The organism is Caballeronia telluris (assembly GCF_001544495.1).
Lineage (GTDB): Bacteria > Pseudomonadota > Gammaproteobacteria > Burkholderiales > Burkholderiaceae > Caballeronia > Caballeronia telluris.
Window position 1 is genome coordinate 134,949 of the sequence record NZ_FCNZ02000001.1, and the last position, 17,989, is coordinate 152,937.

14 protein-coding genes and 2 pseudogenes are annotated in these 17,989 nt (G+C 64.6%); 7 read left to right on the forward strand and 9 right to left on the reverse strand.

Annotation, left to right across the window (positions count from 1 at the left end; translation table 11 throughout):
- Nucleotides 1-144 precede the first annotated feature (144 nt).
- Nucleotides 145-366, forward strand: a complete 222-nt coding sequence (locus AWB66_RS00605; RefSeq protein WP_087628318.1) for an FmdB family zinc ribbon protein — start codon at nt 145-147, stop codon at nt 364-366.
- Between the two features lie 71 nt (nt 367-437).
- Here the strand turns inward: AWB66_RS00605 and AWB66_RS00610 are convergent, their stop codons facing one another.
- Nucleotides 438-1,883, reverse strand: a complete 1,446-nt coding sequence (locus AWB66_RS00610) for an NAD-dependent succinate-semialdehyde dehydrogenase (protein ID WP_087628319.1) — start codon at nt 1,881-1,883, stop codon at nt 438-440.
- A gap of 125 nt (nt 1,884-2,008) precedes the next feature.
- Nucleotides 2,009-3,148, reverse strand: coding sequence for an iron-containing alcohol dehydrogenase (locus AWB66_RS00615; protein ID WP_087628320.1), 1,140 nt, complete (start codon nt 3,146-3,148; stop codon nt 2,009-2,011).
- 133 nt (nt 3,149-3,281) lie between these two features.
- On the opposite strand from AWB66_RS00615, the gene AWB66_RS00620 reads away from it, so the two are divergent.
- On the forward strand, nt 3,282-4,208 hold the full coding sequence (locus AWB66_RS00620) for a LysR family transcriptional regulator (RefSeq protein WP_087628321.1): 927 nt from the start codon (nt 3,282-3,284) through the stop codon (nt 4,206-4,208).
- Here the strand turns inward: AWB66_RS00620 and AWB66_RS00625 are convergent.
- Nucleotides 4,205-5,110 (reverse strand): ABC transporter permease, encoded by a 906-nt coding sequence (locus AWB66_RS00625; RefSeq protein WP_087628322.1) that lies wholly within the window; start codon nt 5,108-5,110, stop codon nt 4,205-4,207. The two genes, AWB66_RS00620 and AWB66_RS00625, sit on opposite strands and share 4 nt — an antisense overlap.
- Nucleotide 5,111: 1 nt before the next feature.
- Nucleotides 5,112-5,369 (reverse strand): annotated as a pseudogene (locus AWB66_RS34180) (ABC transporter permease); the annotation flags it as partial.
- Between AWB66_RS34180 and AWB66_RS00630 the strand changes: the two are divergent.
- Nucleotides 5,367-5,733 (forward strand): annotated as a pseudogene (locus AWB66_RS00630) (flavin reductase family protein); the annotation flags it as partial. The pseudogenes AWB66_RS34180 and AWB66_RS00630 sit on opposite strands and share 3 nt — an antisense overlap.
- 145 nt (nt 5,734-5,878) lie before the next feature.
- Here the strand turns inward: AWB66_RS00630 and AWB66_RS00635 are convergent.
- Both AWB66_RS00635 and AWB66_RS00640 read right to left on the reverse strand, forming a co-directional pair.
- Nucleotides 5,879-6,223 carry a hypothetical protein gene (locus AWB66_RS00635; protein WP_125469625.1) on the reverse strand — a complete coding sequence of 115 codons (345 nt, stop codon included), beginning with the start codon at nt 6,221-6,223 and terminating at the stop codon, nt 5,879-5,881.
- A 159-nt stretch (nt 6,224-6,382) separates the two neighbouring features.
- A complete protein-coding gene (locus tag AWB66_RS00640; protein WP_087628324.1) occupies nt 6,383-7,711 on the reverse strand; it encodes a TIR domain-containing protein in 1,329 nt (442 codons plus the stop codon).
- A 216-nt stretch (nt 7,712-7,927) separates the two neighbouring features.
- Between AWB66_RS00640 and AWB66_RS00645 the strand changes: the two genes are divergently transcribed.
- On the forward strand, nt 7,928-8,317 hold the full coding sequence (locus AWB66_RS00645) for a hypothetical protein (protein ID WP_087628325.1): 390 nt from the start codon (nt 7,928-7,930) through the stop codon (nt 8,315-8,317).
- Nucleotides 8,318-8,361: 44 nt separating this feature from the next.
- Here AWB66_RS00645 and AWB66_RS00650 read toward each other — a convergent pair whose 3' ends face one another.
- Together AWB66_RS00650 and gudD are read right to left on the reverse strand one after the other, a co-directional pair.
- Nucleotides 8,362-9,714, reverse strand: coding sequence for an MFS transporter (locus tag AWB66_RS00650; protein WP_087628326.1), 1,353 nt, complete (start codon nt 9,712-9,714; stop codon nt 8,362-8,364).
- Between the two features lie 218 nt (nt 9,715-9,932).
- Entirely contained in the window at nt 9,933-11,285 is a 1,353-nt protein-coding gene (gene gudD / locus AWB66_RS00655) for a glucarate dehydratase (protein ID WP_087628327.1), read from the reverse strand.
- 384 nt (nt 11,286-11,669) lie between these two features.
- Here gudD and AWB66_RS00660 point away from each other — a divergent pair, with 384 nt between their 5' ends.
- Nucleotides 11,670-13,253 carry an aldehyde dehydrogenase (NADP(+)) gene (locus tag AWB66_RS00660; protein WP_087628328.1) on the forward strand — a complete coding sequence of 528 codons (1,584 nt, stop codon included), beginning with the start codon at nt 11,670-11,672 and terminating at the stop codon, nt 13,251-13,253.
- 185 nt (nt 13,254-13,438) lie between these two features.
- Nucleotides 13,439-14,146 carry a FadR/GntR family transcriptional regulator gene (locus AWB66_RS00665; protein WP_087628329.1) on the forward strand — a complete coding sequence of 236 codons (708 nt, stop codon included), beginning with the start codon at nt 13,439-13,441 and terminating at the stop codon, nt 14,144-14,146.
- A 15-nt stretch (nt 14,147-14,161) separates the two neighbouring features.
- Here the strand turns inward: AWB66_RS00665 and AWB66_RS00670 are convergent, their stop codons facing one another.
- Entirely contained in the window at nt 14,162-16,078 is a 1,917-nt protein-coding gene (locus tag AWB66_RS00670) for an AAA family ATPase (RefSeq protein ID WP_087628330.1), read from the reverse strand.
- Nucleotides 16,079-16,533: 455 nt separating this feature from the next.
- On the opposite strand from AWB66_RS00670, the gene argG reads away from it, so the two are divergent.
- On the forward strand, nt 16,534-17,868 hold the full coding sequence (argG, locus tag AWB66_RS00675) for an argininosuccinate synthase (protein WP_087628331.1): 1,335 nt from the start codon (nt 16,534-16,536) through the stop codon (nt 17,866-17,868).
- Nucleotides 17,869-17,989 lie beyond the last annotated feature (121 nt).

Sequence of the window (17,989 nt, forward strand, 5' to 3'; positions counted from 1 at the left end):
GTCGCGAGGGGAACCACACGGCGACGCGATGAATCGACGGCGAAGGAAAGGATTTTACATTAGCCCGTCATTGCGCGCTGACGGCGCGTTGGCCGGCGCGGCGCGTATCATGGAGTATCCGGTTGTCCTTTAAGCTCCAACGCCATGCCAGTCTACGATTACGCGTGCGCCGACTGCGGCGCTTTCGAAGAGGTTCGCCGCATTGCCGAACGCGACGATCCCGCCCTCTGTCCACGATGCAAAGCAGCTGCGACGCGCGTCGTGATCGGCGCGCCGACGCTCGCAGGCGACTCGTCACGCATGCAGGACGACTCGGCGGGCAGCTACGGAATGCGCCATCGCGGCGGGTGTTCGTGCTGCGGATGAAGCCAAATGCAACGGGGACCCGCCGTGAGGCCGGGTCCCCGCATTGATTCAAGGCGCAAGCGAAACGCGCCTTAAACCGCCATCACCGAAACCGCCTTGGTGACGAGATACGCTTCCATCGCTTCCGGTCCGCCCTCGGACCCGTATCCGGAATCCTTCACGCCGCCGAACGGCATTTCCGGCGAAGGCGTGGCGGGCTGGTTGATCCACAGCATCCCGACTTCCAGCTGCTGCGACAGCAAATGCACGTTCTTGAACGACTTCGTGAACGCATAGCCCGCCAAGCCATACGGCAGACGATTGGCTTCGCCGATTGCCTCTTCCAGCGTGTCGAAGCCGCGCACGGCCGCCACCGGACCGAACGGCTCGTTGTTGAACACGTCGGCGTCCAGCGACACGTTGGTCAGCACCGTCGGCGCGAAGAAGTTGCCTTCCGAACCCACGCGCTCGCCGCCCGTCGCGACCGTCGCGCCCGTCGCGCGCGCGTTTTCGAGCACCTTGTCCATCGCCGTGAGACGGCGCGCGTTCGCGAGCGGCCCGAGCGTCGTGCCTTCCGCAAGACCGTCGCCGAGCTTCAGGCTTTCCGCGTGCTTCACGAGCGCCTGCACGAATTCCTCGCGGATGCTGTTATGCACGAGAAAGCGCGTCGGCGAAATACAGACCTGCCCCGCGTTGCGGAACTTCGCGCCGCCGGAAGCCTTGACGGCCAGCGCGACATCCGCATCCTCCGCGACGATCACCGGCGCGTGGCCGCCCAGTTCCATCGTCGCGCGCTTCATGTGCGAACCCGCGAGCGCGGCAAGCTGCTTGCCGACGGGCGTCGAGCCGGTGAACGTCACCTTGCGGATGACCGGATGCGGAATCAGGTAGCCGGAGATCTCGGCGGGGTCGCCGAACACGAGGCCGACCGTGCCGGCCGGCACGCCCGCATCGACGAACGCCTGCAAGAGACCAGCGGGCGACGCCGGCGTTTCTTCGGGCGCCTTCACGAGGAACGAGCAACCGCTCGCGAGCGCCGCGCTCAGCTTGCGCACGACCTGGTTGACTGGAAAATTCCACGGCGTGAACGCGGCGACCGGTCCGATCGGTTCCTTGATGACGAGCTGCTGCGCGGACAGGTTGCGCGACGGCACGATCCGGCCATAGACGCGGCGCCCTTCGTCCGCGAACCATTCGATGATGTCCGCGGCCGCGAGCACTTCGACGCGCGCTTCCGGGAACGGCTTGCCCTGCTCCTGCGTCATCAGGCGCGCGATGTCGGCGGCACGCTCGCGCACGAGGGAAGCGGCCTTGCGCATCGTCGTGGCGCGCTCGTTGGCCGGCACCTTGCGCCATGCCTCGAAGCCCTTCTGCGCGGCTTCGAGCGCGCGGTCCAGATCGGGGATGCCGGCGTGCGCGACCTTGCCGATGGGCTTGCCGGTCGCCGGATTGACGACGTCGAGCGTCTTGCCGCTCAGAGCGTCGCACCATTCGTTGTTGATGAGGAGCCGGGTGTCTGTGTAGCCTGAAGTAGCCATGTCGTGTTCCTTACGGTTGAAGGGTCGCCGCTCATCGAATGCAACCGGGACGCGGCGGCCCGATGATGCGGGACCAGCGTCGATCTTATCCGATTAAGCAGAAATGCTCAGGATCGCCATGCGGATTACAGCGAGGCGTCGAGCATCGTCAGATAGTCGTCGGGCGAGGCGTCGCGCGGATTGGTCTTGTGGCTGTGGTCCTTCAGCGCGCCCGCGACGATGCGCGGGAACATCTCGCGTGTCACGCCCAGTTCGGCGAGCCCGGCCGGCAGTCCGAGCTTCGCGGTCATCGCGCGGATCGCCGGGCCGACTTCCTCGCCGCTTGTGAGACCCATGGCCTGCGCGATGCGTTCGAGCTTGCCTTCTTCCTGCATCGACGAAGCCGCGCTGTTGAACGCGATCACGGCGGGCAGAAAGATTGCGTTGAGCGTGCCGTGATGCAGGCGCGGATCGATGCCGCCGAGCGAATGGCTCAGGCTGTGCACGCAACCGAGTCCCTTCTGGAACGCCAGCGCGCCCTGCATCGACGCGCTCATCATGTTCAGTCGCGCCACGCGGTCGCTGCCGTCGCGCGTCGCCCGCTCGATGTGACGCCACGCGCGCCAGAGGCCGTCGAGCGCGATGCCGTCGGCGGGCGGATTGAACGCCGGCGCCATGAAGGTTTCCAGGCAATGCGCGATCGCATCCATGCCGGTGGCGGCCGTGAGCATTGGCGGCAGGCCAGCCGTCAGGTCCGGATCGCAGATCGCCACCTTCGGCACGACATGGGGCGAGATCACGCCGACCTTGCGGCCGTCGTCGAGAATCAGGATCGCGCCGCGGCCGACTTCGCTGCCGGTTCCCGCCGTCGTCGGAATCGCGATGACGGGCGCGGTCGCCGACGTGATGCGCGCCGCGCCGCCTTCGATCAGCGCGAAGCTTTGCAGCGGACCTTCGTGCGTCGCGCACACGGCGACGCCCTTCGCCAGGTCGATCGACGAGCCGCCGCCGACCGCGATCACGCCGTCGCATTGACCAGCGCGGTAGGCGGCGACTGCATCGCGCACGGCGGATTCGTTCGGATTCGGCGGCGTGCCGTCGAACACCGCTGCGGGCGTCGCGTCCGGGAGTGCGGCGAGCACGGTATCGAGAATGCCGGCGGCACGAATGCCCGCGTCCGTCACGATGAGCGGACGACGAATGCCGATGCGCTCGCATTCGCCGGCAAGCAGCCGGATCGCGCCGCAGTCGAACTGGATCTGGGTGATGTAGTTGATGAGGGACATGGATGGATGACGCGAAGTTATACGGGCGGGGGAGAGTCACCCAGTATAGTGAGCAAACAGACGCCCCGATACTGACGACTTTTGATACCGTTATAACTTTCTCTCAAGGCAGGCGCTTCAGGCCGCATTCCGCATGACACCCACGCTCAATTCGATCATCTCCCGATTGCATGTCAAGCAACTGCGGCTTCTGATCGCGCTCGGAGAACATGGCTCGCTGCTCGGCGCCGCCAAGCAGCTCGCCCTGACGCAGCCCGGCGCGAGCAAGGCGCTGCACGAGATCGAAACGACCTTCGGCACGCCGCTCTTCGTGCGCACGAATCGCGGACTCGAACCCAACGCGGCCGGTCATTGCGCGCTTCGCTACGCGCGCCTCATCCATACCGATCTCGCGCATCTGCGCGAGGAGATCGTCGGCATCATGCGCGGCGCGGGCGGTCGGGTCTCGGTCGGCGTCATCATGGGCGCCGTGCCGCTCCTGACGGACGCGATCACCGCCGTGATGGAGGAACAGCCGGAGATGTCGGTGGAGATCGTCGAGGACACGAGCGCCACGCTGCTCAGCCTGATCGATGCCGGGCGGCTCGACCTCGCCGTTTGCCGCACCAGTGTGAGCCCGGCGCCCTATCTGTACGACAGCGTGTTCGTGCAGGACGAGACCCTCGCGGTCATCGCGAACACGGCGCATCCGCTCGCGCGGCGCCGCCGTCTTTCGCTCGGCGATCTCGCGCGTTACCGGTGGATCGTGTATCGCGCGAACATGCCGATGCGCGTGTTGCTCGAACGCGAATTCCACGATGCCGGGCTGCGGTTTCCCGCGCATCTGCTGGAGACGACGTCGGCGTTCGCGACGCTTTCGCTATTGCAAAAGAATGCGGCGCTGGTCGCGCTGGTTTCGGTCGACGTCGCGCGTTTTTGCACGGAGCATGGGGTTGCGTGCACGCTGCCGCTGAAACTGTCGTCGCAGAGCGAGGCATATGAGCTGGTGACGCGGCGCGACGCGCCGCTGTCGCCGGGGGCGAGGATGTTGATGGGGGCGATCGTGGGCGCGCGATCCTAGCGTATGGCGGCCACTCGCCTCTTCGCCAGCCACCTCACCGCCAGCAAACATCCGACCATCACGGTCAGCGACAACACCGTCGTCATCGTCCCGAGCGCGTAGATCACGGGCGTGGTGACGGACGTCGTCAGCCCCTGAAGTTCCAGCGGCAGCGTGTTCTGCTCGCCGATGGCCTGCGAGGTCCGCGCGATCTCGTCCCATGACAGCGTGAACCCGAACATCCCGACGCCGATGACTGAAGGCCCGATGATCGGCAACACGACGTGCCTGAACGTCTGCCACGGCGTGCTTCCAAGATCGCGCGACGCTTCCTCGTAAGCCGGATTGAAGCGGTTGAACACCGCGAACATCACGAGCAGCCCGAACGGCAGCGTCCACGTGAGATGCGCGCCGAGTGCCGAGGTGAAGAGCCCCATCGACGCCGTATAGCTGTCGGCAAACGACTCGAATCCGCAGGCCGGGGCGAGATACTTGATGCCGTTGTCCAGCAGCCGGAACGTCAGCCCGATCCCGAGCGACACGATGATCGAAGGCATGATGAGACTCGCCACCGACACATAGAACACGGCGGTATCGCCGCGAAAGCGCCGCCTGAACGCCAGCCCCGCCGCGACCGAGAACAGCACCGTCAGCACGGTCACCGCGAGCGCGAGCCGGACCGAACGCCAGAACGCACCCCAGATGTCGATATCGCCGACGCCGTTGCGCAGCGCCTCGAACCAGTGCAGCGACACGCCGCGCATCGGAAACGTCAGACCGCCTTCGGGGCCCTGAAACGACAGAATGAAGATCGTGATGACGGGACCATAAAGAAACAGCACGAAGAGCCCGAACACGAGCGCGAGCCAGTAAAAGCTCGCCGGCCGATGCTCGCGGTGATGCCTGAGCGCGCGCGCCGCCATGTCAAAGCTCCTTTCGAATGTCGACGACGCGCGTCAGCGCCCACACGATCATCAGCACGACCGCGAGCAACACCACCGCATTGGCCGCCGCCGCGGGAAACTGCAGATAGCCCGTCTGCACCTGGATGATCTTGCCGACCGATGCGATCTGCTGGCCGCCCATCACGCCGACCGTGAGGAAGTCGCCCATCACGATCGTGATGACGAAGATCGAGCCGATCACGATCCCGGTCTTCGAAAGCGGCAGCACCACGTCGCGCGCACGGGCGAGTTCGTCGTGCATCTGTCCGACGAGGCGATCGCGGAGAAGATGCATCGAATGCGGCGAGCGCTTCCCGCCGAACGTGAGCGAACTGGCCTCGGTCGGACTGACGCCGGTGGCAAGCTCGCGCGTCGCGCCGCCGCGCATCGCGGAAGCGCCGGTCGCGTTCGAATGCACGCTATGGGAGACGCTGGAAACGACGAGCCGGCACATCTTCATCGGCAAGGTGCACCGGCTGCATGCACGCGATGAATTGATCGACGTCGAGACTTGGCGCGTGCGGCTTCAGCACTACTTTCCTGTGGGTCGCTTTGGCGCGAGCGACTATGTGACGACGCGCGACCGGTTCACGCTGGGCTGAGCGAGCAAGACAAGCAAGCGGGGAAAGCGAGGCGTTTCGCATTGGCGTCGCGAGCGGGTTTGGCGGTGCTGCGTTTTTCTTCTGAACGCAACGCCTAAGACTGCCTGCCGGCGGCCAAGCGAAATCGTGGAGTTCATGAATACGCTCAGCGCGACGTGACGCGATAGGTTTCGAGCACGCACACGTTGACGTTATGTTCGTGGAGCACCTGCCCGCTGCGCATCACGGTCTTGAAGTCATAGACGCAGCGGTCGGTGCCGTCGTCGGTATTGACGACCATCCAGTAGCCGGGATGCACCACGTAGCGGTGAAGCAGGTCTTCGCCGTAGTAGCGGTCGTTGACGTTGCTCGCGCGGAACTCCACGATATCCTCATTCGCCGAGTTGATCAGTTTGACGCGGCGATCTTCCGCTTGCGCGACATTCGAGATCAGGACAGTGCAAGCAGCCACCATGACGACACGTCCAAGCAGATCGGTCAATTTGCTCATCATCATCTCCAGAGGAACCCAGGGGTCAATCGATCGGCAGATCGATGAAGGGCATTCTGGTAGCTGAACGACATCCGCAAAACCGTGCTTGTTGAGGGAGCCGGCCGCTTTTAAGGAGGGCCGTTTGACCCTCCACTAGCCGGGGTCGCGAGGCGCTTCCTATCGCCAGTCGAGCAGCGTGAACTGCGCCGCCACGATCGCGAGCCAGTGCGCATTGTTCTCGCGAAGCGACTGCAGCAACTCGGCCAGCATGGCAGCGTGATCGGCGTCGGCGCCGCGCGCGTCGAGTTGCTTCGGATACGCCTGCAACGCGCGGATTCTCAAGAGGTACTCTGAAGTCGCCGTCTCCACCTTCTCGGAGAGCGTTCTATCAAACAGCATCTGGAACGCCGATACACCGGGAATGCCGATCTTCTTCGACTCCTCCTGCACCTCGTCGTATTCCTCGATCACGGTTTCCGACATCGCAACGCACTCGTCTCGCGAAGGCGCACGGTACTTCGTCTCCAGAAAGCGCGGCTCCAGGATGTCAAAGCGAATCCGCAGGATCAGCCTGACGAGCAGGACGAACGTCGCGAGTTGGCCGGGCATCGCGTCCGGCATCTTCCATTCGAACATCGGCCGCAGCTTCTGGCTGTTCGCCTCGACGAACAGCACGGTCAGCCGACGCAACAGCGATTGCACGACCTCGCTCTTCGAGATCAGCGGAATGAAGATGCCGTGTTCATTGGCAAAGGGCGAGAGATGCGGCGGCAGCGCGCCCGAAACAAGCGACGGAATCTCGCGCTCCAGTTCGGCCGGCCACTCGACTGAATCGCCCAGCATCGCCGAAAGCGCCGACCAGCTCACCGTCGCGTCGGGCCGCATGCCGATCAGCTTCATGCCCTCGCCGTTGCCCTCCACCTGCGACTGCGCGGGATCGAGCTTGTGGTTCCTGTCATAGGCGAGCGAGAGCTGGATGCGTCGCGTGTAGTACTGCGGCTTGATCGACGCGTTCGCGAACAGTTCCGCGAGTTCGCGGGCCGCCGTGCGGGCAGTGTCGTAGTAATCCCCGGCGACGTTGCCGACTTCATCGTTAAGCGGCTCGCCTTTGCTGAACAGGCCCTTGACGAAGACATCGCGGAGGAACTTGAGGATGCTTTCCTCGGTGGCCTCGTAGCCCTGATACTGGTCGAACATGCCCGGCAGCTTCAGATCGGGATTGCGGATCGACACGACCGTCTTCTCGTCGACGACCGTGAAGCGCGCGAGTTCGTAGCCGGGCCAGCCGTTGTCGACGGCCGCGCTCGGGTATAGGTAGATGAAGGCGTCGGCGTCGCGCGTGTTCAGGTTGATCCACTCGCGCCACTTCGTGCCGCCGGGCATTTCCTCGTTCACGCGCACGTCGATCAGTCCCGGCGATGGACACAGCGCGAGCATCGACATTCTCAGGCTCTTCGCGATGTGCGCGAATTCCGATGTATGGCTGAGGAAGATCTTGGCGGGCATGTGCGTCTCCTGGGTCGCCCTGCTCGCCTGCCGATGCGCGAGCCAGTGCGCGGCGTTCGCCGGCCTTCCTACGATAGTGTTCCTGAGCAGCGTCCATACGCCAAAATCGCGCTCCCAGACGCAATCGATTGCGGCGACGCTTCCCGGTTATCTGCGCTAGGATGTAAATGCACCCTAGCTTCTCCCATCCACCTTCGATTCGTCCCGACGGTCACCATGTCCGAACGACGCCGTTATCGCCGCAAACCGGATCAATTCGTCGTCGCCGTCCCGTTGCGGCTGGAGACGGACGGCTTCGTGTTCCGCAAATGGGGCGGCGAGCAGCGCTGCAAGCAGGGCGACTGGATCGTCGACAACAACGGCGAGATCTATACGGTCGACGCGCAGGTTTTTGCGCAGACCTATCGGGAGGTTCATCGCGGCGCGTATCGCAAGATCACGCCGGTGTGGGCCGAAGTCGCCGAAAACGCGGGACAGGTGTCGACCAAGGAAGGCCAGACGCATTACGAACGCGGCGACTACCTCGTCTTCAACAACGAAGACGGCACCGACGGTTACGCGATAAAAGCCGAGAGATTCCAGTCGAGCTACGAACTGGACGAATAAGGCGGCGCCACGCTGCGCGCCGCCCTTCACTTCAACTCACCCGCTCAGGGACTCATCGCACTGCCACCTTCGGCCGCGCGCCCATCTTGCGGACTCGACACCTTTTCGAGCGCCGTATCGTGATGCAGCAGCAGCACGGCCGCCACGCCGACCAGCCCCGCGCCCGACAGACACAGAAGGCCCGCGCCGAAGCTGCCGGTGCTGTCCTTGATCCAGCCCATCGCGTAGGGCCCGAAGAAGCCCGCGAGGTTGCCGAGCGAATTGATGGCCGCGATCCCGCCCGCCGCCGCCGCGCCCGAGAGGAACGAAGCGGGCAGCGTCCAGATCACCGGCAGGCAGCCGAAGATGCCGAAACCGGCGATCGACAGCGCGATCATCTTCATGACCGGGTTGTCGAGCCCCGCCGATGCCGCGATGCCACCCGCCGCGACCAGGAGCGCGATGGCGACGTGCCATCTGCGTTCGAGCTTGCGGTCGGAATGACGTCCCCAGAGCACCATGCTGATCACGCCGACGATATACGGCAGCGATGTGACGAACCCCGTCTGCACGTTGGTCAGGCCGAACGCCTTGACGATCTGCGGCAGGAAGAAGCTGAGGCCGTAGTTGGTCGCGTTGGCGCCGAAGTAGATGAGCGCGATCGCGAGCACGCGGCGGTTCAGGATGGCTTCCTTCACGCTGAAGCTATGCACGGACTCACGGTGCGCGCGCTCGTGCGCCTGACGGGCCACGAGCCATTCGCGTTCGTCGGCGGGGAGCCAGTGCGCATCGGCGGGCTTGTCGGTCAGGTAGAAGAACACCACGAAGGCGAGCAGCAGCGCGGGCATCGCTTCGATCAGGTACATCCACTGCCAGCCCTGCATGCCGGCGATGCCGTCCATCTGAAGGAGCGCGCCCGAGATCGGCGCACCGATCACCGTCGACAGTGGAATCGCCGCCATGAAATACCCGACGACCCGTCCGCGATAAGCGGCCGGAAACCAGAGCGTCAGCAGGAAGATGATGCCGGGGAAGAACCCCGCTTCGGCCACGCCGAGCAGCACCCGCAAGCCGTAGAACACATACGCCGGAGACACGCCCATCGATCGCGAAATCTGCGGGATGTACGCCATCGCGGCGGCGAGGATGCCCCACGTGAACATGATCCGCGCAATCCAGCGTCGCGCGCCGAATCGTTCGAGCAACAGGTTGGACGGAACCTCGAAGAAGAAGTACGCGATGAAGAAAATCCCGGCGCCGAAACCGAACTGACTTGCTGAGAAGGCCAGCGCCTTGTTCATCTGCAGTGCAGCAAATCCGACGTTGACGCGATCGAGATAAGCCACGAAATAGCAAAGGATCAGAAACGGCACGAGCCGGATCATGACGTGCCTGATTGTGCGGTTCTCCAACTCCATCGGTGTCTCCTCCGAAATGGGTTCGCTGATTGTTTTGAATCTCGTCGAGACTACTCTTTCAGCGCCGATTACAGAAGGGGTTTTTGCCCGGGCTGCGCACGCGTTCCAGTAACTGGGAAACCGCGACTTCGACGACATTGAACGTCGCCCGGACCCCAAACGACGACGCCCGCCGATTGCTCGGCGGGCGTCGAATGCACGCGCTGCTGGCTCGCTTTCTATCGCACGAGACACGGGCGCTTGTTGTCGAACTTCCAGTTCGGGATCAGGTATTGCATCGCGACGCCGTCGTCGCGCGCGCCGAGCCCATGCTGCTGATACAGCGCATGCGCTTTCTCGATCTCGTCCATATCCAACTCGACGCCGAGCCCCGCCTTCTGCGGCACCTTCACCTTGCCGCCCACGATTTGCAGCGGATCGCGCGTCAGGCGTTGGCCGTCCTGCCAGATCCAGTGCGTGTCGATCGCGGTGATCTTGCCGGGCGCCGCCGCCGCGACGTGCGTGAACATCGCGAGCGAGATGTCGAAGTGATTGTTCGAATGCGAGCCCCACGTGAGGCCCCAGTCGTTGCACATCTGCGCGACGCGCACCGAACCCTGCATCGTCCAGAAATGCGGGTCGGCGAGAGGAATGTCGACCGACTGCAACTGGATCGCGTGACCCATCTGGCGCCAGTCCGTCGCGATCATGTTGGTCGCCGTCGGCAGGCCGGTCGCGCGGCGGAATTCCGCCATCACTTCGCGGCCCGAATAGCCGTTCTCGGCGCCGCACGGATCTTCCGCGTAGGCGAGCACGTCGTGCTGGTCGCGGCACAGGCGGATCGCTTCCGCGAGCGACCACGCGCCGTTCGGATCGAGTGTCACGCGCGCGTCCGGGAAACGCTCGGCGAGCGCCGTCACCGCTTCGATTTCCGCATCGCCCGCGAGCACGCCGCCCTTCAGCTTGAAGTCGTTGAAGCCGTAGCGCGCCTTGGCCGCCTCCGCGAGACGCACGACCGCCTCGGGCGTCATCGCTTCCTCGGTGCGCAGACGCTCCCAGTCGTCGCGGCCGTCCGCGCCGCTCGCATAGGGCAAATCGGTCTTGCCGCGATCGCCGATGTAAAACAGGTAGCCGAGCATCTCGACTTCCTCGCGCTGCTGCCCCTCGCCGAGCAGCGCCGCGACGGGCACGCCAAGATGCTGTCCGAGCAGGTCGAGCAGCGCCGCTTCGAGCGCCGTGACCGCGTGGATGGTCGTGCGGAGGTCGAACGTCTGGAGGCCGCGGCCGCCTGCGTCGCGGTCGGCGAATTGCGTGCGAACCGTATTCAGCACCGCTTGCAGATTACCGATCGACTGGCCGACGACGAGTGCGCGCGCGTCGTCGATGGTCTTCCTGATCGCCTCGCCGCCCGGCACTTCGCCGACGCCCGTGTTGCCCGCGCTGTCCGTGAGAATCACGATGTTGCGCGTGAAGAACGGACCGTGCGCGCCCGAGAGGTTCATCAGCATGCTGTCGCGCCCGGCGACCGGGACGACGCGCAATTCGGTGACGGTCGGCGTGGCGTTGCGTTGGATCGTGTTCGTGGTGGGCATGGGAAAAGTACCTGTCAGGTTGAAAAGCCGATCGGCGCTTCGGCGTGGACGGTTTTGGACTCGTACCGCGTATGTGTTACGTTGTCTGACGACAGTCTACTTTTTCCTTCCCCGTTTTCCAATCGCGCGTTTACCCTCGGCGTCCGCGCCTCATATCCGACAAGGATTTCAGCGCGATGACGAAGGGTGAACGCCTATTGAATCGGTTGTCGGCGAGACATCAGATGACTTCCCGGCGTCACCGCGACGCGGTTGTACGACGTCCGAATGTTCGACGCGGGCGTTTCCGGTTCGAACATCAAACCTAGACCGATTGCACTTGTCTCCTCCGCGTCACCTGTTATACGATGACTGATGTTGTTACCATCGAATTCAGGAGACGAAATGCAGATTACCGGCGAAATGCTGATTGGCCGTCAGGCCGTGCGCGGCACCGACAAACCCCTGCGCGCGTTCAATCCCGCGACGGGCGAAGACATCGCCGCGCCGGTTTTCGGCAGCGGCACGCAAGACAACGTCGCGGCGGCATGCGATCTGGCAGCAAAGGCATTCGACGCGTACCGCAACCTGCCGCTCACGGTGCGCGCGGAATTTCTGGAGCGCATCGCCGACGGCATCGCGGCACTCGGCGACGCGCTCATCCAGCGCGCCCAGGAAGAGTCCGGCCTGCCGAAGGCGCGTCTCGAAGGCGAGCGCGGCCGCACGACCGGCCAGCTCAAGCTGTTCGCGCAAGTCGTGCGCGCCGGCCAGTGGCTCTCGGCCACGCTCGACTCGCCGCTGCCCGACCGCAAGCCGCTGCCGCGTTCGGACCTGCGCATGCAGAAAATCGCGCTCGGCCCCGTCGCCGTGTTCGGCGCGAGCAACTTCCCGCTGGCATTTTCGGTGGCGGGCGGCGATACGGCCGCTGCGCTGGCCGCGGGCTGTCCCGTCGTGGTAAAGGCGCATAGCGCGCACCTTGGCACGTCCGAGATGGTGGGCCGCGTGATCCAGCAGGTCGCGCGCGACATGGACCTGCCCGAAGGCGTGTTTTCGCTGATCGTCGGCGCGGGTCGCACGGTCGGCGAGGCGCTCGTCGCGCATCCGGCCATCAAGGCGGTCGGCTTCACGGGTTCGCGCGCAGGCGGCACGTCGCTGATGCAGGTCGCGGCACGCCGCCCCGAGCCGATCCCGGTCTACGCGGAAATGAGCAGCATCAACCCGGTGTTCCTGTTGCCGACGGCGCTGGCGACGCGCGGCGCGGCCATCGCGCAGGGTTTCGTCGATTCGCTCGTGCTCGGCGCCGGGCAGTTCTGCACGAACCCCGGACTTGCGATCGCCATCGACGGACCGGACCTCGTGAAGTTTGTCGAGGCGGCATCGGCGGCACTGAGCGCAAAACCCGCGCAGACGATGCTCACGCCGGGCATCCACGCGGCGTACGGGCAAGGCGAGAGCCGCCTCGCGGGCACCGCGGGCGTCGAAGCGGTCGCGCACGGGCAGGCCGCGAGCGGTCCGACGCAGGCTTGCGCCGCGCTCTTCGTCACCGACGCCGCGACGTTCCTCACGAAGGCCGAACTGGAAGACGAGGTGTTCGGACCGGCGTCGACCATCGTGCGCTGCAAGGACGAACAGGAACTGGCGCGGGTCGCCGAGCATTTCGTCGGCCAGTTGACGGCGACGATCCAGATGGACCGCGACGACCTGCCGGCCGCGAAGAAACTCGTACCGGTGCTCGAACGCAAGGCCGGACGGATTCTCGTGAACGGTTTCCCGACGGGCGTCGAGGTGTCGCACGCGATGGTTCACGGCGGCCCGTTCCCGGCGACGTCGGACAGCCGCGTGACCTCGGTCGGCACGACGTCGATCGAACGCTTCCTGCGTCCGGTGTGCTATCAGGATTTCCCGGCCGACCTGCTGCCCGAAGCGCTGGCCGATGCCAATCCGCTCGCGTTGTGGCGTCGTCGGGATGGCGAGATCGTGAAGGGTTGAGTGCTTCGCGCTTCAGACGAAAAAGCGGCCTCGGCCGCTTTTTTCACATTCAACGCGCACCGCCCCGCCTTGACGCGACTCGCACCGTCGCCGAGACTGCGAGTCATCGGACGACTGCGGTGGCGGGCGTTCCATCGCCCTCCGCGACGTCCGATCACCCTTCAACCGCATTCGACATCACGCCCATGAGCAGTCTCACCGACAAAGTCGTCACCATGCTGCGCGAACAGATCGAGCGCGGCATGCTCCGGCCCGGCGACAAGATTCCGACCGAAGTGGCGCTCATGAAGGAACTGTCGGTGAGCCGTTCCGTGGTCCGTGAGGCGGTTTCGCGCTTGCAGGCGGCGCATGTGGTCGCGACGCGCCACGGCATCGGCACCTTCGTTCTTGCGCCAGCGGACAAGGAAGACGCGCTGCGGCTGCCCGAAGCCGATCTCTCCAGCATGCTCGACGTGATGGCGATCATCGAATTCCGGATCGATCTGGAGGCCGCGGCGGCCGCGCTCGCCGCGCAGCGCCGCACCGACCAGCATCTGAAGCAGATCGCGCAGGCGCTCGGCCGCTTCGAGGCGGAGCTGGCGAACGGGAGCACCGACACGCTCGCCCACGACGTCGAATTTCATCTGCAAATCGCGCGCGCGAGCGGCAACCGCTATTTCTTCGACGTGCTGAGCCAGATGGGACCCGGCGTGAGCCCGCGCACGCGGCTCGGCAAGGCCGAAATCGCGCAACTGGATCAGATCGAACGGCTGCGCAACGTGCTCAACGAGCATCGGCTGATCTATCAGGCGATCCTCCGGCAAGACGCCGACGACGCCCGCGCCGCGATGCGCATGCATCTGAGCAACAGCCGCGAACGGCTGCGGCGCGCGCACGAATCGACGGCGAGCTAGGCCCGCCGCCGCTTCTTACGCCGCTACGCGCTCTTCCTGCGCGAGATGCAGGCCGTCCTTGCGCACCTTGTGCTCGTCGATCAGCCGGTAGACGATCTCGCCCGGCACCGTTTCCGATTCCAGCAGGCGTTCCGCGATGGCGCGCAGCACCGGCTCGTTGTCGCGCAAAAGCGCCTGGCAGGCCTCGTTCAGATCCTTGAGCAGGATGTTGGCGTGCTCGATGGCCGCCTTCATTTGCAGGCCGGCATACTGGGGCGGCAGCGCGGCCAGGCTGAAGAGATTGCCGTCGGCGTTGAAGCCGAACTTCGACACCATGTCGAGGCTGATCCGCGACGCCTCCTGCAAATCCTGCGCGGCCCCGCTCGACGCTTCCGAGAACGTCAGCAGTTCGGCGTTCCGGCCGCCGAGCAGCACCTGGATTTCGTTGCGCATTTCGGTTTCGCGATACAGGTGCTTGTCCTGCATCTTCGTGATGAGCGCGACGCCCAGCGCGCCGCCGCGCGGCAGGATCGTCACTTCTTCGAGCACGCCCGTGCCGAGCAGCGCGGCGACGAGCCCGTGACCCGCCTCGTGGACCGCGATCCGCGTGCGCTCGTCCTCGTTCAGCGCGCGTTCGGCGCCGCTCACATCGCCGATCCGGGCGATCTTGATCGCTTCCAGGAAATGCTTCGCCGCCACCGTGCTCTCGCCCGCCTTGCGCGCGACGAGCCCGGCCTGATTGACGATCATGGAAAGCGTCGCGGGCGACAGCCCCGTCGAGAGGCGCGCGAGCTGGTGGAAATCGACGTCGTCGGCTTTCGATTTCAGCTTGTCGGCATAGAAACGGAAGATTTCGGCGCGGTCGTCGAGATCGGGCAGGCGCACGTGCACCGTGCGATCGAAACGGCCCGGACGGCGCAGCGCTTCGTCGATGTTGTCCGGATGGTTGGTCGCCGCGACGATGATCACGCCCTCGTTCGACTCGAAGCCGTCCATCTCCGCCAGCAACTGGTTGATCACGCGGTTGCTCTCCGCTTCCGCCGGGCCGTTGCCCGTGTCCGTGCGTTTGGCGAGGCCGTCCGCTTCGTCGATGAAAATGACGGTCGGCGCATTCTTGCGGGCGAGTTCGAACAGGTGCTTCACCTTCTGGACGCCAACGCCGTAGTACTTCGCGCTGAAATAGCTGCCGGTGATGGAGATGAAATTCGCGCCGCATTCGCCGGCGAGCGCCTGCGCAAGCCGCGTCTTGCCGACGCCCGGGCCGCCGACCATCAGCACGCCGCACGGCGCGCGCACGCCCATGCCGGTGAACTGCTTCGCGTTGGAGAGATACGCCTGGATGTCGGAGAGCGCGGCTTTCGCTTCGCCCGCGCCGATGACGTCCTGGAACGAGAGCGTCGGCGCTTCGCCGAGCAGCTTCGCGCCGCCCGTCATCTCGCGGCGCATGAACCAGACCATGCCGCCGATCAGGAGCAGCGGCAACACGAGCCCGAGCACGTCGCGCGTGCGGTCGAAGGTATCCATCCAGAGCGCGGCGTCCGAACGGATGTTCGCATCCGGCAGCCAGACGAGCTGATACGGCGGACGCGCATCGACTTTCATTTCACCGAGCAGGAGCGCGTTCGAGAACGCGCCGTTGTGATCGGTGACGAAATACTTCGCGCCCGCGCGCGTCGAGACGAGGATCGCGTTGGGGCTCACGCCGATGGCCGTCACGTCCTGCGTGCGGATGTCGCGCAGCATCTCGGATGCGTCTTTCTCCTGACGCGTCCAGAGCGCGGTGTCGGTGCGCATCTGGCTCGCGACGCCGTCGAGCGCCGAATCGAGTTTCGCGCTGCGCTCTTCGTGGCGCCAGAGCGCGAAAGTGAGGACGCCGACCAAAGCCGAGGCGGTCACGCCAAGCGTCACGTAACGTCCATATCTGGACCAGAACGAATTTTTTGCCGGTTTCATTCCTTGAATCCTAAAGCGGGCCACATCGCGGCGGCTGACGCGCGGTCAGCGTTGAAGAGGAACGCGGGACGGACGATCGAAACGGGTTTTGTCAGCCGAAAACGGACAATTGCATTGATCGATTCAGATAGGCGTCCACACGTGGCCGGAAACGGACTCGCTTCTGCTTCCCATTTAACCGACCCGGTACACCTGAGGCATTATGCACGGCTTACTTTCGTTTCAAATCGTCGAAACGGTGCTCAGTTAGGTGTCAATTCGACGATCGGTAAATTTTGGATTTTGGGGAAGGAGTCACGAGCGGGTTTCACTAAACGCCACGCGTTCGCGTCACATAATCGCCCCCTTCGCGCCAAGACCAAACGCGCTCCCGACGCGCTCCAACAGCCCACGCCGCCGACAATCCGTCATAATTTGGGTTTTTCGATCTTTCACCACGATTTGGCGGCATCTACATGACCACGATTCTTGAAAGTCTTCCGACCGGCCAGAAGGTCGGCATCGCGTTCTCCGGCGGTCTCGACACCAGCGCCGCGCTCCACTGGATGCGCATCAAGGGCGCGGTTCCCTATGCCTACACCGCCAACCTCGGCCAGCCGGACGAGGACGACTACGAACAGATTCCGCGTCGCGCGACCGAATACGGCGCCGAAGGCGCGCGGCTGATCGACTGCCGCGCGCAGCTCGTCGCCGAGGGCATCGCGGCGCTGCAATGCGGCGCGTTCCACATCTCGACGGCCGGCGTCACCTACTTCAACACGACGCCCATCGGCCGCGCGGTCACCGGCACGATGCTCGTCGCGGCGATGAAGCAGGACGGCGTCAACATCTGGGGCGACGGCAGCACCTATAAAGGCAACGACATCGAGCGCTTCTACCGCTACGGCCTTTTGGTGAACCCGGATCTCAAGATCTACAAGCCGTGGCTCGACCAGACGTTCATCGACGAACTCGGCGGCCGCGCGGAAATGTCGGAATTCATGAGTAAGGCGGGTTTCGCGTACAAGATGTCGGCGGAAAAGGCCTATTCGACCGATTCGAACCTGCTCGGCGCGACGCACGAGGCGAAAGACCTCGAAAGTCTCGAAAGCGGCATGCAGATCGTCAATCCGATCATGGGCGTGGCGTTCTGGCGCGACGACGTGCAGATCGCCCGCGAAACGGTGACGGTCCGCTTCGAGGAAGGCCGTCCGGTCGCGCTCAACGGCGTGGAATTCGCGGATTCCGTCGAACTGCTGCTGGAAGCGAACCGCATCGGCGGGCGCCACGGCCTCGGCATGAGCGACCAGATCGAGAACCGCATCATCGAGGCGAAGAGCCGCGGCATCTATGAAGCGCCGGGACTCGCGCTGCTCTACATCGCGTACGAGCGGCTCGTGACGGGCATCCACAACGAAGACACGATCGAGCAATACCGCGAAAACGGCCGGCGCCTCGGCCGCCTGCTGTATCAGGGACGCTGGTTCGATCCGCAGGCCATCATGCTGCGCGAAACCGCCCAGCGCTGGGTCGCTCGTGCCGTGACCGGCGAAGTGACGATCGAACTGCGCCGCGGCAACGATTATTCGATTCATTCGACCAAATCGCCGAACCTGACGTATCAGCCGGAACGGCTGTCGATGGAAAAGGTCGCGTCGACGTTCTCGCCGCGCGACCGCATCGGGCAACTCACGATGCGCAATCTCGACATCACCGATACGCGCGACAAACTGCGCATCTACTCGCAGGTCGGTCTGTTGAAGACCGGCGAGGCGTCGGCGCTGCCGAGCCTCAAGGACGAGACGGAGTAACGCTCGTCGCGCAAGAACGCCGCCTTCGGGCGGCGTTTTTGTTTCTGCCGCCCCTTCCGTTCTCCCGCCGAATCCCATTCGGCGCGGCCGCGCACCCCGCATCCCATACCAAAATCGGTAT

Coding starts and splice junctions, on each gene's coding strand:
- AWB66_RS00625 (WP_087628322.1), bottom strand. CDS start 5,110: ATGGCGGCGCGCGCGCTCAGGCATCACCGCGAGCATCGGCCGGCGAGC.
- AWB66_RS00635 (WP_125469625.1), bottom strand. CDS start 6,223: ATGAGCAAATTGACCGATCTGCTTGGACGTGTCGTCATGGTGGCTGCT.
- AWB66_RS00615 (WP_087628320.1), bottom strand. CDS start 3,148: ATGTCCCTCATCAACTACATCACCCAGATCCAGTTCGACTGCGGCGCG.
- AWB66_RS00650 (WP_087628326.1), bottom strand. CDS start 9,714: ATGGAGTTGGAGAACCGCACAATCAGGCACGTCATGATCCGGCTCGTG.
- AWB66_RS00610 (WP_087628319.1), bottom strand. CDS start 1,883: ATGGCTACTTCAGGCTACACAGACACCCGGCTCCTCATCAACAACGAA.
- argG (WP_087628331.1), top strand. CDS start 16,534: ATGACCACGATTCTTGAAAGTCTTCCGACCGGCCAGAAGGTCGGCATC.
- AWB66_RS00620 (WP_087628321.1), top strand. CDS start 3,282: ATGACACCCACGCTCAATTCGATCATCTCCCGATTGCATGTCAAGCAA.
- AWB66_RS00670 (WP_087628330.1), bottom strand. CDS start 16,078: ATGAAACCGGCAAAAAATTCGTTCTGGTCCAGATATGGACGTTACGTG.
- AWB66_RS00665 (WP_087628329.1), top strand. CDS start 13,439: ATGAGCAGTCTCACCGACAAAGTCGTCACCATGCTGCGCGAACAGATC.
- AWB66_RS00645 (WP_087628325.1), top strand. CDS start 7,928: ATGTCCGAACGACGCCGTTATCGCCGCAAACCGGATCAATTCGTCGTC.
- AWB66_RS00640 (WP_087628324.1), bottom strand. CDS start 7,711: ATGCCCGCCAAGATCTTCCTCAGCCATACATCGGAATTCGCGCACATC.
- AWB66_RS00605 (WP_087628318.1), top strand. CDS start 145: ATGCCAGTCTACGATTACGCGTGCGCCGACTGCGGCGCTTTCGAAGAG.
- AWB66_RS00660 (WP_087628328.1), top strand. CDS start 11,670: ATGCAGATTACCGGCGAAATGCTGATTGGCCGTCAGGCCGTGCGCGGC.
- gudD (WP_087628327.1), bottom strand. CDS start 11,285: ATGCCCACCACGAACACGATCCAACGCAACGCCACGCCGACCGTCACC.